General features: G+C 67.5%; 13 protein-coding genes. 3 read left to right on the top strand and 10 right to left on the bottom strand.

The window, feature by feature from the left end; all coding sequences use genetic code 11:
* Window positions 1-175: 175 nt before the first annotated feature.
* Window positions 176-691, top strand: coding sequence for an HNH endonuclease (locus tag AB7E03_RS07435; protein ID WP_441781550.1), 516 nt, complete (start codon window positions 176-178; stop codon window positions 689-691).
* Window positions 692-767: 76 nt separating this feature from the next.
* Here AB7E03_RS07435 and AB7E03_RS07430 read toward each other — a convergent pair whose 3' ends face one another.
* The 7 genes from AB7E03_RS07430 to AB7E03_RS07400 form a co-directional block, all read right to left on the bottom strand.
* Window positions 768-1,538: an ABC transporter permease gene (locus AB7E03_RS07430; protein ID WP_489940636.1), complete on the bottom strand. Its 771-nt coding sequence runs from the start codon at window positions 1,536-1,538 to the stop codon at window positions 768-770.
* Window positions 1,535-2,380, bottom strand: coding sequence for an ABC transporter ATP-binding protein (locus AB7E03_RS07425; RefSeq protein ID WP_489940634.1), 846 nt, complete (start codon window positions 2,378-2,380; stop codon window positions 1,535-1,537). Before AB7E03_RS07425 ends, AB7E03_RS07430 begins: the two co-directional genes overlap by 4 nt.
* Window positions 2,377-2,745: a DUF1048 domain-containing protein gene (locus AB7E03_RS07420; RefSeq protein WP_441781553.1), complete on the bottom strand. Its 369-nt coding sequence runs from the start codon at window positions 2,743-2,745 to the stop codon at window positions 2,377-2,379. The genes AB7E03_RS07425 and AB7E03_RS07420 overlap by 4 nt, the downstream gene beginning before the upstream one ends.
* Window positions 2,746-2,750: 5 nt before the next feature.
* A complete protein-coding gene (locus tag AB7E03_RS07415) occupies window positions 2,751-3,077 on the bottom strand; it encodes a PadR family transcriptional regulator (RefSeq protein ID WP_441781554.1) in 327 nt (108 codons plus the stop codon).
* Between the two features lie 269 nt (window positions 3,078-3,346).
* Entirely contained in the window at window positions 3,347-4,243 is an 897-nt protein-coding gene (locus AB7E03_RS07410; protein WP_489940631.1) for a nucleoside hydrolase, read from the bottom strand.
* A complete protein-coding gene (locus tag AB7E03_RS07405) occupies window positions 4,240-7,056 on the bottom strand; it encodes a glycoside hydrolase family 2 TIM barrel-domain containing protein (RefSeq protein WP_489940629.1) in 2,817 nt (938 codons plus the stop codon). The genes AB7E03_RS07410 and AB7E03_RS07405 overlap by 4 nt, the downstream gene beginning before the upstream one ends.
* Before the next feature lie 242 nt (window positions 7,057-7,298).
* Window positions 7,299-8,168, bottom strand: coding sequence for an AraC family transcriptional regulator (locus AB7E03_RS07400; RefSeq protein WP_489940627.1), 870 nt, complete (start codon window positions 8,166-8,168; stop codon window positions 7,299-7,301).
* Window positions 8,169-8,314: 146 nt separating this feature from the next.
* Between AB7E03_RS07400 and AB7E03_RS07395 the strand changes: the two genes are divergently transcribed.
* On the top strand, window positions 8,315-9,244 hold the full coding sequence (locus AB7E03_RS07395) for a ribokinase (RefSeq protein ID WP_489940625.1): 930 nt from the start codon (window positions 8,315-8,317) through the stop codon (window positions 9,242-9,244).
* On the opposite strand, the gene AB7E03_RS07390 is transcribed toward AB7E03_RS07395, so the two are convergent.
* From AB7E03_RS07390 to AB7E03_RS07380, 3 genes are read right to left on the bottom strand one after another with little or no spacing between them, the layout of a single operon-like run.
* On the bottom strand, window positions 9,239-10,267 hold the full coding sequence (locus AB7E03_RS07390; protein WP_489940623.1) for a sugar kinase: 1,029 nt from the start codon (window positions 10,265-10,267) through the stop codon (window positions 9,239-9,241). The genes AB7E03_RS07395 and AB7E03_RS07390 overlap by 6 nt on opposite strands.
* Window positions 10,264-10,884 (bottom strand): bifunctional 4-hydroxy-2-oxoglutarate aldolase/2-dehydro-3-deoxy-phosphogluconate aldolase, encoded by a 621-nt coding sequence (locus AB7E03_RS07385; protein WP_489940621.1) that lies wholly within the window; start codon window positions 10,882-10,884, stop codon window positions 10,264-10,266. The genes AB7E03_RS07390 and AB7E03_RS07385 overlap by 4 nt, the downstream gene beginning before the upstream one ends.
* 2 nt (window positions 10,885-10,886) lie before the next feature.
* Window positions 10,887-13,034 (bottom strand): chitobiase/beta-hexosaminidase C-terminal domain-containing protein, encoded by a 2,148-nt coding sequence (locus AB7E03_RS07380; RefSeq protein ID WP_489940619.1) that lies wholly within the window; start codon window positions 13,032-13,034, stop codon window positions 10,887-10,889.
* A 405-nt stretch (window positions 13,035-13,439) separates the two neighbouring features.
* Between AB7E03_RS07380 and AB7E03_RS07375 the strand changes: the two genes are divergently transcribed.
* Window positions 13,440-15,197, top strand: a complete 1,758-nt coding sequence (locus tag AB7E03_RS07375; protein WP_489940617.1) for a fascin domain-containing protein — start codon at window positions 13,440-13,442, stop codon at window positions 15,195-15,197.
* The last annotated feature ends 84 nt before the right edge of the window (window positions 15,198-15,281 follow it).

Below are 15,281 nucleotides of genomic sequence, written 5' to 3'. Positions count from 1 at the left end.
GGCGATTTCCTCGCCTGCCGCCACCACGTCGAGGCCTGCCACCGCCACCATGTGGCCTGCCGCCACCATGCCGCCTCCTCCTTGGGCGCTGTCCGCACGGACAGTGCCCTTTTTGTTTCCCCGCGCATCCCGAACATCCCGAACACCCCTTCACCCTTGCCCAGGAAGGTCGCAGATGAAGACTCTGGTCCTCAACGCCAGCTATGAGCCGCTCGGTGTCATCTCGACGCGGCGCGCCATCCTGCTGGTGCTCGGTGGGAAGGCGTCGACGATCGCGGAAAGCGGGGCGCAGCTGCACAGCCGCTCCCTGGTGCTGGATGCGCCGAGCGTCGTCCTGCTGAACCAGTTCATCAAGGTTCCGCACCGCCGCATCCCGCTGACCCGCAAGTCGGCGCTGGAGCGGTACGGGCACGTGTGCGCGTACTGCGGCAAGTTCGGCGACACGCTGGACCACGTGGTTCCGCGTGCGCGTGGCGGCACGCACACCTGGGACAACGTGGTGATCGCCTGCTTCCGTTGCAACAACGTGAAGTCGGACCGCCTGCTGAGCGAACTGGGCTGGAAGCTGCCGTTCGAGCTGAAGGAGCCGCACCTGAACATGGCGTCTCTGATCAGCATGCGCTGGAACGATCCGAGCTGGGAGGAGTTCACCGAGCCCTGGCGTCGTCACGAGCTCCAGCTGGCCGGTTGATTCTTAACGGCCGAAGCGGGAGGTCCTGTTGGAACCTCCCGTTCGGCGACCGGGCGCCGGCCGCGTGGACGCCCGGTCAGCATGCGGTGATCTTGCGGCGGTAGATGGTCATCGCGAACGCGTAGGCGATGACGAGGATGCCGACCAGCCAGGCGAGCGCGATCCAGATGTCGCCACCGACCGGCTGCTGCTCGAACAGCGCGCGGATGGTGTTGACGATGGAGGTGACCGGCTGGTTCTCGGCGAACCAGGCGACCGGCCCCGGCATGGAGTCCGTCGGCACGAACGCAGAGCTGATGAAGGGCAGGAAGATCAGCGGGTAGCTGAAGGCACTGGCCCCATCCACCGTCTTCGCCGAGAGCCCCGCGATGACCGCGAGCCAGGTGAGCGCGAGCGTGAACAGGATGAGGATGCCGGCGACGGCGAGCCACGCGGCGACCGACGCCCCCGTGCGGAATCCCATGATGAGCGCTACGCCGATGACGATCGCCATCGAGACGATGTTGGCCACCAGGGAGGTCAGAACGTGCCCCCAGAGCACGCTCGACCGGGCGATCGGCATCGACTGGAACCGTTCGAAGATGCCGCCCTGCAGGTCGAGGAACAGCCGGTACGAGGTGTACGCGACCCCTGACGCGATGGTGATGAGCAGGATGCCCGGCAGCAGGTAGTTGACGTACGAGCCGCTGGCGCCGGTGTTGATGGCACCGCCGAGGACGTACACGAAGAGCAGCATCAGGGCGATCGGCGTGACCGCGGTGGTGATGATCGTGTCGGGGCTCCGCAGGATGTGGCGGAGCGAGCGGCCGGTGAGGACACCGGTGTCCGCGAGAACGTGGGTGGTCATCGTCCTTCCTTCCGTGTGGGGACGGCGTCCGCGGTGCGGTCGTCGTCCGTGTTGGCTGTGTCGCCGGTGTTGTCGGTTTCGCCGGTCTCGCCGGTGTCGCCGACCAGCGCGAGGAACACTTCCTCGAGCGTCGGCTGCTTCTCGACGTATTCGACCTTCGCCGCCGGCAGCAGCCGCTTGAGCTCGGCGAGGGTGCCGTTCTGGATGATCGTCCCCTTGTGGAGGATGGCAATCCGGTCGGCGAGCTGCTCGGCCTCATCCAGGTACTGCGTGGTGAGGAGCACCGTGGTGCCCTGCCCGGCGAGGCGTTTGACCGTCTCCCAAACCTCGATGCGCGCCTGCGGGTCGAGTCCGGTGGTCGGCTCGTCGAGGAAGATGATCGGCGGGTTGCCGATCAGGCTCATCGCGATGTCGAGCCGGCGCCGCATCCCGCCGGAGTAGGTGGCCGCCTTGCGCTTGCCCGCATCCGTCAGCGAGAACCGGGCGAGCAGCTCGTCGGCGACCTCGCCCGGGTTCTTCAGGTGCCGAAGCTTGGCGACCAGGATGAGGTTCTCGCGTCCGGTGAGCACCTCATCCACTGCGGCGAACTGCCCCGTGAGGCTGATCTGCGCACGCACGTCGCCGGGCTTCTCGGCCACGTCGACGCCGCGAACGGTGGCGGTACCCGAGTCCGCGCGGAGCAGAGTCGAGAGGATACGCACAAGCGTCGTCTTGCCGGCCCCGTTGGAGCCGAGCAGGGCGAAGATGGTGCCCGCCTGCACGTCGAAGTCCACTCCGCGGAGCACCTCGAGGTCTTTGAACGACTTGTGGATGCCGCTGACCCTGATTGCCGTGTCTGTCATCGCTCCTGCTCCTTCTCCGCCTCCTGGACCGCCTTGTTGAGGCGTGCCCGCTCCTTGTCGATCCACTTGGTGCCGCCGTAGGACTCGGTAAACGTCTCGGCAAACTCGACCGGGTCTGCACCCACGATGTCGCTGACCGGCGTCCCGTCGACCGCAGCGCGCTCCACCAGGTCGGCGAAATCGGTCAGCATCGTGACGAGCGTGTCGCCGTCGGTGATGCCGCCGTTGTACATGAAGTACCGCTCGAACGCCTTCGCGGCGCCGCGGTACGGCTCCGGCAGGGCCTGCACGCGGGCCTTGTACTGCTTGTACTGCTTCTTTTGCTCCAGAGATCCGGTGAGGGTCTCGATCCACTTCGCGGCCATGATGTTTAGTTCCCTTCGCGGAGCTGTCCGATACGTTCTGCGAGGAAGCTCCACGTCCTCCAGAACTCTTCGAGGTAGTCACGACCCCGGGCGTTGAGGGAGTACACCTTGCGCGGCGGACCCTTCTCGGATGGAACCTTCTCGACATCGACGAGCCCGCGCTGTTCGACCCGGACGAGGAGGGCGTAGATCGTGCCCTCCGCGATGTCGGCGAACCCCTGGTCGCGCAGCCATGCGGTGATCTCGTACCCGTACGCCGGCTGGCGTGACAGGACGGCGAGCACGATGCCCTCAAGCGTCCCCTTGAGCATCTCGGTCTCTTGCTTGCCCATGGGAACCTCCTCACTAGTTAGTGTTGCTGATTACTGGTACATAGTAAGCATGAGTACCGGTAGATAGCAAGACTGAATAGCGGAGTTTTTTCTGGGCGCGGGAATGCGTTCGCTAGACTCGGGGGGCCAGTCTCTGTAGCTCAATGGAAGAGCAGTTCCGTCCTAAGGAAACGGTTGGGGGTTCGAGTCCCTCCAGGAGCACCATGTGAGGCTCACTGCGCCTCGGGCGGTGCCGCTCATGCATTTTGCCGCGGTACTAAGCCCTGCGGTCAGGTGAGGCCGCTAGGCGGGAATCGCCGATCGATAGCGTCCTCGAGCATGGCGTCGAGACGACGCGCGACCTCGACCTCGGCACGAATAGCCGTCGTGCATCGCATTGTCCCGGTGGGGTCGGGCGCCCACACATTGGAGCCGTCGGGTTCGACGCGGACTCTGCCCGGTGCGCTCAGTTCGAGTCCCCATCGGTCGGGGTCCACGGCCAGCAGGACTGCCAGGAGATCCCAGCTGGGACGTCCGGCGCGGCCGCCGCAGAAGGTGCGATACGCAGAGGAGACCAGGTCGACCCGACCCGATGTGGTGAGTCCCCGGCCCGTCTCGATTTCCGCACCTCTCTCCCACCCCAGGAAGTCCAGCGGTGTCGGCCAGCGGGTGACGAACTCGCGCGTCGACTGCGGGGCCGAGGCGAAATTGAACTCGGTGCCGCTCGGGAAACGGCCACCCATGACGGCGGCACGCGCGATCTTGTGCTCCACTTTCTCTCGACCGTCGCCCTCGAGCAGCTCCACCAGAATCCCGTAGAACCCGAGGGATACAAGAGTGAGCGAGTGATCCTCGGCTGAGTCGAGGATCCGGTTCCACAGGCGGTCGGCAGGCTCGATCGCATCCGCATCCTCCTCCCGGCCGTTGGCCTGTACGAGGGCGCGTGCGAAATCGTTGCGAGCGACGCTGTCGTCGAGTTCGTTCAGCGTTCCGACCGGGATGCCGGGCCGGCCGAACGCTCGATTGATCGCGGCGACCGCGAGGCCACCCCAGCGGCTGGGAGTGTTCACGCATACGCCGGCGATCTCCACGGTTCCCTCGTCGGCCAGCGCATGCGCAACCACGAGCGCGCCGACATCGTCCACATCGTCGAAGATGTCGGTCTCGATGACCAGCCGGACAGTCACTTTTCCTCCTCCCTTGCGCTGAATCGGAGAGCACCGGTGATCTCTCTCGGAACGAGCACGTGACGGGATGCCACACCGGGGCCGCACGACGCTGTACCGATGCCGTGGGCGGCGAAGTCCACCGTGAGATGGAACAGTCCGTCGGGGAGGATTTCGGTCGTGTGCGTCGCGGCGTTGAGCGCATGATCGCTCCACGGCCGCGCAGTGAAGGCGAATTCGCCGCAGACCCTCACGGTGCGCTCCCTCAAGGCGAACTCGAGCTCCGACACCGATGCTCGCCGGCCGTTCTCCTGCGGTCGCACATAGGGCACCTGGAGCTCCTCCAGCGTCCGCACATGGCGACCGTGGCGCTGCGAGTGGCCGGTGTCGGGATACACCTGTCCAGGACCGAGGCCGACCCACGACACTTCAGTTATCGGGGCGTCCAGTACGAAGGCGAGACCCGCGCGCGCCCACGTCTGTCCGGCGCCTCGGCCGGGGACGATGGTCACGGCGAGCTGCAGGTCATCGCCGTTGGTGGACCACAGCGACCGAACGTCGGCTGCGGGCGGCTCAGCGGCGGCCGCGTAACGCTCCACGATCTCGAGTCCTCGCGCCGTACTCCGCATGGAGACCAGTCGACGTTCAAGGCGGTCGAGCCCCGCCTCCGCCCAGTCCTCTGCGTCCGGACGTTCGGCCCCGGTGCCGGCGCGCACGTCATTGTCAGTGGGCGCCCTCCACAATGTCAGCCGTGACTCGATGACCGACGTTCCGAAGAGCGACGCCAGCACGCCGGTACCCGGATCGAAGTCCGCCGGCCCGAGACGAAGTCGTCCCTCAGCCTCGACTGGCTCTACGGCAGGTCGGTCAGCGGCCGTGACAAGCGACGGCATCGGCGGAGTCTGCGTCCACGCCACCTCATGACCGGCCTCTGCCCAATCGCATGCTCGCCGCACGCGGGCGGAGACGGTCGCTGTCTCGCCTGCCGAGAGCGCAGCGGACTGGACCGGGAGCCGGGCTTCCCCCGTCGACCCCGCAGCGACCGGCGGTACGTCGACCAGTTCGCGCTCGACCTCACGGCCGTGTCTTTCGACGAGCCACACGAACTCGAGGTGAGCCGTCGACGAGAATACGTAACGGTTGACGACACGGAGCAGCCCGTGCGCGAGATCGAGCTCGAGGCTGACGGGCTCGAAGGTCTTCTTCACATCGGCGAGCCCGGGCCGCGGAACCCTCCAGGCATCGACCAGACCGTCGGCGACGAAGTTGCCGTCGTGCACGGCTTCGCCGAAGTCGCCCCCGTACGCGAAGTAACGGGTGCCGTCCGGGGCCGTTCGCGCGATGCCGTGCTCGAGCCACTCCCAGACGAATCCTCCCGCGATCCTGTCGGAGGTTCGCACCTGCTCTTCATAGTCGAGGAGGCCTCCTGGCCCGTTGCCCATGGCGTGCGCGTACTCGCACATGACGAACGGCAGAGCGCGCCGATGCGCGTCCTCGTTTACGTCGCTCAGGGGAGGCTCGGCTCGCCTACCGATCTCCTCCACCTCGGCGACGGTCGGATACATCCTCGAATAGAAGTCCACGCCACGCGAGCGAGGGTCGCCCTCGTAGTGCACGGGACGACTGGGGTCCAGCTGCTTCACCAGCCGTGCCGCGTCGCGGAGGACGATCCCCTCGCCCGCCTCATTCCCCAGGGACCACGCCACCACAGACGGATGGTTCTTGTCGCGGTGAACGGTGCGGCGCATCCTGTCGAGGACCGCATCCCGCCACGCGGGAGAATCACTCGGGTTGTCGCGCCAATCGGTGAACAGGAAGCCATGCGTCTCGTAGTCGTTCTCGACCATCACGTACAAACCCAGCTCGTCCGTCAGCTCCAACATGGCCGGGTCGGGAGGGTAGTGGGACGTCCTGATCGCATTGATGTTGTGCTGCTTCATCAGGAGAAGCTCTTCACGGACGAGCTCCAACGGCACGACACGGCCGAGCTCCGGATGATGCTCATGGCGATTGACACCGTGAAGGGTCAGAGGTCGGCCGTTGAGGCGTAGGACACCGCCGTCGGTGGTGATGGTCCGGAAGCCGACACGGACGGTCACGGACTCGTGGGGAGTCGATACGACGACGTCGTAAAGCCGGGGAGCTTCAGCCGACCACGGTGCCACCCCGGGGAGCGCTAGCGGCTCGCCGGCTGTCGCTATCGCAGGGAGTTCGGGCACCTCGACACGCACCTCGCGCGGATCGCCCTCGTAGGCGACATCCACAGTCAACGATCCCGACGCAGTGGCAGCGTCGAACTCGGCGCGAACGCCGAGGTCCTCGATCGAGATATCCGGCCGGCTGATGAGGGTGACGGATCGGAAGATCCCGGGGAGCCACCACATGTCCTGATCTTCGAGGTAACTGGCCGCCGACCATTGCGCCACGCGGACCGCAAGAACGTTCTCGCCGTCGACGAGAACGCCTCGAAGATCGAACTCGGTTGCCAACCGGCTGCCGCGGATGCTTCCGAGGAACCGTTCGTTCAGCCAGACGTCCGCCGCCGAATCGACCCCGTCGAATCGGAGCACGGATCGCTGCGCGAAGTCGGTACCCGTGTGAAACCGGATGCGGTGATCTCCGATGCGATTGGCGTCCGGAACATGGGGAGGATCGAGCGGGAACGGATAGCGCACGTTGGTGTAGATCGGTGCTCCGTGGCCGTGCATCGGCCAGCTCGACGGGACGGCGAGCTGGTCCCACGAGCTGTCGTCGAAACCGATCCTCCAGAAGTCATCCGCTGCGAGGTCGAGCCGTTCCGAGCTGCTGAAGCGCCAGAGACCGTTCACGGACATGACGGGAGAATTTCCGGTCCAGTATGCGCGCGGGGGGAGCGCTCCGATGCTCGGGCGAGTGCTCTCGAGCGGGAGCCGTTCGCGTTCTCCGGCCCGACCGCCTTGGATTGCTTGCAGTGTCGGGTCGTACGTTCCGTTCGCGATCTCCACAGGCTCCCCATCATCTCGGTTTCGCTTCGCGGCGACGAGCCGTTCCGCAGCACTTCCCGAGCGTATTGCCCGTCGGCGACCGACCTACTGGACTATCGCGGCGGGATTCTTGGACTTTCCTTCTCTTCGATGTCGTCCCGATCGACCCAATGGACATCACGGAAAGCCGAGGGTGTTTCGCCGACGCGCCGCCGGAACACCCGTGAGAAGTAGGCCGCGTCGGCGTACCCGACTCGTGCCGCCACCTCGCCGATGGGCAGTGTGGTTCGCGCGAGCAAGCGTTTGGCCTCGGAGATCCGCACGCTCAACACGTATTGCTTGGGGGTGGCTTGCGCGGCCGACGAGACGATCTCGCGCAACGCGTCCGGTGTGACCCCAGCCAGGCGCGCATGTTCGGCGATCGAGACAGTGAGTGCCGAGCTCCTCTGCAGGGCGGCGAGCACGGCGCTCTCCTGCCGGCCGGCGCCATGGCGGCTCACGGCGGTCCGGACGACCAGTTCGTGGAGCATGGCGCCGAGCGCCGCGTGAACCAGGATTCCTGGCGCGGCGTGCGCCTCCTCGGCCATCCTGTCGAACGCCGCACCGAGGATGCGCGAGCCGGCGTGCGCGTGGAACGCTCCCTGCTCCAGGATGCCCGAACCGACGTATTCAGCAGCCGAGCTACCGCCGAAGAGCACCCATCGCTCGGCCCACCCTCCCGCGTCCGCCGAGTAGGAGTGCCGCACGCCGGGAAACATCGTCAACGTCGCAGGGGCCCGCATGGTCGTGCGTGCCCCTCCAACCTCCACCCACCCCGTTCCGCCCTCCACCAAGAGGATCTGGAAGGTGTCGAGGACCCGGTCCACGACGGGCACCTTCGGCCCGGAGTGGGCTCCGATCCCGAGGCAGGCGAGTCCGGTCCTGTACTGGTCCGGGGGAGGGGTGAAGTACTGTGCGTGACGGCGCGTCATCGACCCGGTCATCCCTCCATCATCGCAACACTCGACCGCTTCATCACGCCAGTTCTGTGGTGTTGACACCGGGAGTCGAACTCGCGTAGGTTTCGCCTGCGATGCGCCGCGGAGCGTGGTCCGGCATCGCTACTGTCGTCCATCCCGTGGGAGAGTTCATGCCGGTTGTCGTGGTCGGATCGGCCAATCAGGACTACCTGGTCACCGTGCGGGACATACCGACGCCGGGCGAGACGGTGCTCGCATCCACCCTGGTGAAGCAACCCGGCGGCAAGGGCGCGAACCAGGCCGTCGCTGCAGCACGTGCTGGTGCGGAGACGACCTTCATCGGCTGCGTCGGCAACGACGACGACGGACTGAGCATTCTCAGCCGCCTTCGTTCCGAGGGAATCGATGTCGCCGAGGTCGAGGTACTGGACGGCATATCGAGCGGACTCGCACTCGTGCAGGTGATGGAGAACGGCGACAACGCGATCGTCGTCGTTCCCGGGGCGAATGCGCAGCTGTCTGAGCAACGGGTGGCCGAAGCGATCGGTCGGCTTACCGGTCCCGGCTTTTCGATGGTCGTTCAGGCAGAGGTGACCGCGGAGGTCGCAGCCGCCGCCATCAGGTCCGCCCACCGCGCAGGCGCGCGGCCGATCCTCAACCTGGCGCCGTATCGCCTTACCGACCCGGAAGTGCTGTCTCTCTGCGATCCGCTCGTCCTGAATGGGGTGGAGGCTTCGGCGCTGCTCGGTCGCGACATCCACGGGCTCGAGAGCGCGCTCGACGCGGCCGACGATCTGCGGGGGCTCTGCCGGTCGGCCGTCGTGACACTGGGCGCTCACGGGGCCGTGTGGGTTTCCGCAGACGGCGCAGGCGCGTGCGAAGCACCACCTGTCGACGTGGTCGTGGACACGACGGGAGCAGGTGACGCGTTCGTGGGGGTGCTCGCAACCTTTCTCGCGGAAGGGGCGACGCTCGAGCGCGCCGTAGCCCTCGGAGTACGCGCCGGCAGCTTCTCCGTCGAGCGTCTGGGCGCACAATCGTCGTACCCGATGCGCGAGGACATAGTGGTCATACCGGACGGCGAGAGGAGTGCCTCATAGCGTCCGGCTGCCCCAGGGCAGCGAGTCTTCGCCCACGGTCCACCGGCTCCATTCGTCGTTAGTCGCGGCGACGATGGCCTCGCACTCGCCGGGGGACGGCACCACGGCGGGGCGGTCTCCGGGCCCGATCAGGGTGTGTGCGGCGAGCGCATGGGCCAGCCGGAGTGCCGCCGTGTTGTCGCGGCCCTGCACTTTGGCTGCGAGGAACCCGGCGGCGAACGCGTCGCCGGCGCCCACCGGTTCGACGACGTCGACCGTTAGGCAGGGCACGTGTGTCTCGGCTCCCGAGCGCTCGTACACCGAGGCGCGGCGGGAGTCGTCCTTCAGTACGAGGGTTCGGAGGCCGGGATGCCCGGCGAACAGTCGGGCGGGCTCGCTGTGGCCGAAGAACTCCTCGGCCTCGTCGCGCCCTGCGAAGAGCAGGTCGGCCTGGTCGATCAGTGCCCGCAACGGTTCGGTGTCGCGATCGCGCCACAACTGCGGGCGGTAGTTGAGGTCCACGCTGATCGTCGTCTGGGGCCCGACGATGCCGCGCAGTGAGGCGACGGAGGCGGCAGTAGTGGGGGAGAGCGCTGCCGTGATGCCGGTCGTGTGCACGATGGATGCTGCGCTGAGCAGGCGGGCGGCCTCCGGCATGCGCAGGCCTGAGGGCGACAGCGCAGACGCGGCCGATTCCCTCCGGTAGTAGTGCATCCTCGTGCGGGTACCGGGGCCGTCGTGTGTCGTCTCTTTGACGTAGAGCCCGGTCGGACGGACGGGGTCGCGCTCTACCGCGCTGGTGTCGACGCGCGCGTCAGCCGCCGTGGCGAGGATGCGGTCGCCGAAGCCGTCCGCGCCCAGGCGGGACACCCAAGCAGCGGGCACGCCGAGGCGTGCGATGGTGGTGGCGAGGTTGAACTCGGCGCCTCCCACGTCTGACCCGAAGGTCTGCGCGTCAGCCAGTGGAGCGAGAGGGTCCGGATAGAGGACGACCATCGACTCCCCGATGGCGACGACGGGCGCCGCTGCGCTCGCCGTCCTCACGACCGCGCCGCCGCGGCGAAAAAGCGCGCCCGCTCCGCCACGGCGTTCCAGGCGCCGGCTTCGATGTCGGAGGCGCTGACGACGCTCGAACCCGCGGTCGCCGCGAGCGCTCCCGCGGCGGTCCACGCGCCGGCGTTCGACGCGTCCAGCCCGCCCGACGGCACGAACGGCACCGCTGGGAACGGACCGCGCAGGTCGCGCAGGTAGCCGGGACCGACGAGCGAGGCGGGGAAGATCTTGACGGCATCCGCCCCCAACTCCACCGCGCGCATGACCTCGCTGGGGGTCAGCGCACCGAGCAGGAGCGGGATGCCGGCCTCCCGCGCGACGGCCGCCACCCGCTCCTGCAGGCCGGGCGTGACCAGGAACCGTGCACCGGCGGCGACCGCCCGCTCGGCGGCGCCCTGGTCGGTGACCGTGCCGGCGCCCACGAGGGCATCGTGGGCGCCGGCGACGGCCTCGCTGATGACGCGCTCCACCCCGGGCGTCGTGAACGTGAACTCGACCGTCCGGATGCCGCCCTCGCAGAGCGCCCGGCAGAGCGCGACGGGGTCATCGATCCTCGGTGCCCGGATGACGGCGAGCGCCCGGTCCTGGTGGAGCGTGTCGATCAGCATGCTCAGCCCTGCTGCAGCGACAGGTAGAACACGTCCTCGTTCTCCGTCTGGTTGAGGTCGTGCACGGTCGGGTCGGCGTCGATGATCGGCACCTCCACCTGGATGGTGTTCTTGCCGGTGCTCTTCCAGGTGAGCGGCGTGGTGTTGCCGAACAGGTCGACGCGGTTGAGGGACTTCACGTCGTGCACGTTCCGCAGCGTCACGGTCATCGTCGGCTCGCCGAAGTTCAGGTGGATGGTGTCACCCGTCTTCTGGTCCTCGAAGATGTCCGCCTGGTTCTGTCGCTTCAGGTCGATCGCCAGGACGACGCGGTTGCCGTCGAGCCGGAAGCCGTTGGCCGTCGACAGCGCCTCGTTCAGCTCGGGCTTCAGGCCTGGCGTCGTGGTGAAGTCGTCGTAGACCTCCGCCTTGCTGCCACGCAGGAGGTTCGCGAGCGTCACCAGCGTCTTACCCTTGGTGCTCAAGCCGTCGCCGCTGCGGATCGTGCGGTTGTAGCCGAAGGCCGCGGGGTCGTTGGGCGACCAGTCGGCGAAGTAGATCAGCTTGGTCTGGTCGATGTTCGTCCCTCCCTTCGACAGTTCCCACTGGAAGACCCGCGGGTAGATGTCGGCGATGAACTTGTCCTCGGTCGTGAAGCCGATCTCCGTCTGCCAGACCGACGGGTTCTTGATGCCGCGCTTCTGAGCCGCGGCGTAGATCGTCTGCATGGTCCCGATCGGCATGTAGTGCATGTCGTAGACATCGATGCTCTTCCAGGCGTTCCACTTGTCGAGCAGCGCGATGTACTCGCTGAGCGGCGCACCGCAGATCCATCCGCCGTAGACGAGCTTCACACCGGCCGCGTGGATGACCTTGGCCGCGGGCAGCTGGATGTCCTGCATGTACTGGTCCATGCCGCCCTCCCAGAAGCCGGAGCCCGGATAGGCCTCGTTCCACACCTGGAAGTAGGTGATCCCGAGCGGCTTGAGCGTGTCCACGGCGAGCTTCACGAAAGCGGTCCAGTCGGCCGGGTCCTGCGGGGGAGTGCGGCCGATGTTGGTCTGGACGTTCTCGGTCGAGAGCACCGCACCCTTCGCATCCTTCGTGACCAGCTGGCGGGTGAAGTTGCCGTTCTGCTCCGAGATGACCGGGCCGTAGACGTAGGTCTTGCCGTGGAAGTCGTAGCTGTAGCCGGTGCGGTTGGCGGCCCAGCCTGCGGTGTAGTCGAGGACGGGCAGGATGGTCTCGCCGTGCGCCTTCGCCTCGGTGAACTGCCGGACGTACTCGGCCAGCGCGGCCTTGTCGATCTGGCCCTTGGCCGGCTCGACGGTGCCCCAGTCGAAGTCCTGACGCGACCACTGCACACCGGCGGTCAGACCGGTGGTGCCGGCCTGGTTGATGCCGGCGAACGCCCGGAACGGCTCGCTGAGCACGTACGGGAGGTCGGAGACCGCGCTCGGCGCGCCGGTCGACGAGATCGCGACCGCCTTGATGTCGGTGTCGGCGGTGATGGTGATCGGCGTGCTGTACGTCTTCGCCGTAGCGGACGTCGTCGGGTCTGAACCGTCGGTCGTGAAGGCGATGCACGCGCCTGCCGTTGCGCTGGACAGCTTCACCGCATCCCCGGACGTGATGGCGCCGGCTCCCGGAGTGGCCTTCACCACGGCGGGCGGCGTGGAGAGCTGGGTCGTGACCGATGCCTTCAGCATGCCGGGAACCCACCAGGTCGACACGGTGTCGTCCACGAAGAGGATGTCGTCCCCGGCCGCCGCGGTGACGTTCAGGTCGAAGGTGGTGGAGGTGCCCGTGTAGGTGAAGAGCTGCGTGAAGGCGCTCGGGCTGCCGATGGCATCCGGGTCGCCGTCGTGCGAGAGCAGCACGCGGAAGCGTCCGCCCGGGGAGGTGAACGATCCGGCGATGTGCACGTTCTTACCGTCGGCGACCGCCGGGACCGTGTACGTCTCGGCGATCGACCGGTAGTCGGTGCCGATCGATCCGTCGGCCTTCACGAACCAGGCGTGCTCCGGCTTGCTGGTATCGGCCGCCCACTCGTCCGCGGCGAAGGCGCCGGTTCCGCCCTTCTGGAGCAGGCCGACCGTGTCGCCGTCGATGGATTCGTAGGACCAGCGGCCTGCTCCCACGACGTTGGAGTCGAGGCGGTAGTCGGTCACGTTGTCGGTCGTGGGGTTGGGGGTGGCAGCGGGGCAGTCCGCGGGCGGTTTGGCGGCGGCGGAGGTGCTTCCTCCGCGTGAACCGTGCTGTGCAAATGCTTGCGCAGAAGTCGGAATCGCGACGGCGCCGAGCATGACCAGCGCGGTCGCGATCGATAACGATCGAATCTTCACCTGTGAACTCCATCGTTCGAAATGGGATGCCGGGGCGCGGAATCGCGCGGCCCGGCCAGGTTAGGCCTGCGGTGAGGGGAGTGTCAATCGCGGATTCCCGTCGGAGGATCTTAGAGTCGAGGGCTTGCGCGGACGGCCGGATTGCCCCATCCTGTGCTGTGCAAGCGATTGCGCTGCATCAGCCTCACGACGACGTGTGCGCGCGCCGTGACGAATTCGGGAGTCACGAACATGAACGAACCTGCGCCCATCCCGCGGCGAACCTTTCTCGGCGCGGCCGCAGCTGCGGCGGCCACCGCTTCCCTCGCCCTCGCGGCCGGCGGCCCCCCGCTCCGGGCGTCGGCCGGACCGCTCGGCGTGCGCCCGCTGACCGACTCGCCGAACGCGTCACCGGATGGCACGACCATCCCCTCAGCGACGTCGATCGTCGACAACGGTGGCAACACCTGGACGCTGTCCAACGGCGTCGTCTACCGGAACGGCTCGACGGTGGGCAACACCTTCAACGTGACCGTGGTGCTCTGGTACGGCGGGATGGTCTACCACTGCGGCACCGGCGGCCAGTGGTACGTCTGCCCCAACGGCGTCTGGCTGAAGGTCACTGACCCGCGCACTCCGCTGTCCGCGCCGGCCGGCCTGATGTACGGCATCAACACCCACTACGACACTGCGCTCTCGCCGACGGCCGTCGCCGCTGCGATGGGCGCGGTCGGAGCCACGATGCTCCGGGTCAACACCGGGGCCGACGCCGGCACGATCGCCGCCGCGGCAGCGATCACTCAACGGGTGATCGCCGCGGGGAAGACGGTGCTCCCGGTGATCGACGCCGGACTCCAGGACCAGAACCACCACTTCCTCTTTAGCTCCGAATCGCAGGCCTACGCGGCGGCGAAGGATGTCGCTGTGCGGGTGGCGACGGCCATGGCCCCCCTCGGCGTGACCATGTACGAATGCGGGAACGAGCTCACTCGCGACTCGTATGTCGTCGCCTCGGATCACACCAACGACGCGGGGACGAAGGCCGTCGACTGGGACAACGGCACCTGGCCGATCATGCGGGGCTTCATGCTGGGTCTCATCGACGGGGTCAAGCAGGTGCAGCCCTCGGCGCTTTGCGGCATCAACTTCTGCCGGTCCGACATCGGCGCAGCGGACGCCCTCTGGGATGGTCTGCAGCCGGACGGCTCAGGAGGCCACACACCGGTGCGCTGGGACATCACAACCTGGCACAACTACGAAGGGGACGGCGACCTCTTCCGCACCGGCACCGACGGCGCCGGCCCATCGTTCAATCTGCCCGTGTACGCCAAGGCGCGCTACGGCAAGCCGTTCATGGTGACCGAGTGGAACTCCGACCCGAACCAGGGTCTCGCTCACCGGGCGTCCTACATCCCGACGCAGCTCGACGAGTTCCGGGTCGCCCGGACCACGGCGGCCGTCCAGTCGGCGATGTACTACAACCTCGACCAAGGCACCGAGTGGGGTCTGACCGAAGGGGACGGCACGCCGCTCGACCCGCCCTACTCCGCCTACCGGGACTACGTGTTCGCCCATCCGGACAGCGCCGCGAACCCGGCGCCGATCGGCTCGAGGATCTCGCTGAAGGCGTCCAATGGGCTCTACGTCAGCGCGCTCAAGCGGGACGACGGCACCGCACCGCTGGCGGCGGTCGCCGCCGTCGTCGACTCGTGGGAGCGCTTCACGGTCGTGGACGCGGGCAACGGGATGATCGGCCTTCGCGCCGAGGCGAACGGCGCTTACGTCAGCGCGTGGCTGGCGACCGCCGGCGCGCCCCTGATCGCGGGTGCCCCCGTGCTCCAGGACTGGGAGACCTTCCGCTGGGTCCCGACGGGCGACGGCGGCATCGGCCTCCTCTCGTTCGCCGCCGGGAACTTCGCCAGCGCGCTCGAGGACACGGCGGGTGTGCCGCTGCAGGCGAGCGCGCCCCGGCTGCTGGGCTGGGAGACGTTCCAGTGGGCGAGCGCGTGAGCCTCCCGCCGTGGGCCGAGTGGCGACATCACGTCACCCCTCGCCGAGAATTCGAGCACCTACTCACCACTCGAGCGACGGAAG

The sequence above is a fragment of the Leifsonia sp. RCC_180 genome, from assembly GCF_058138205.1.
This window is presented reverse-complemented; position numbering and strand designations above follow the sequence as displayed.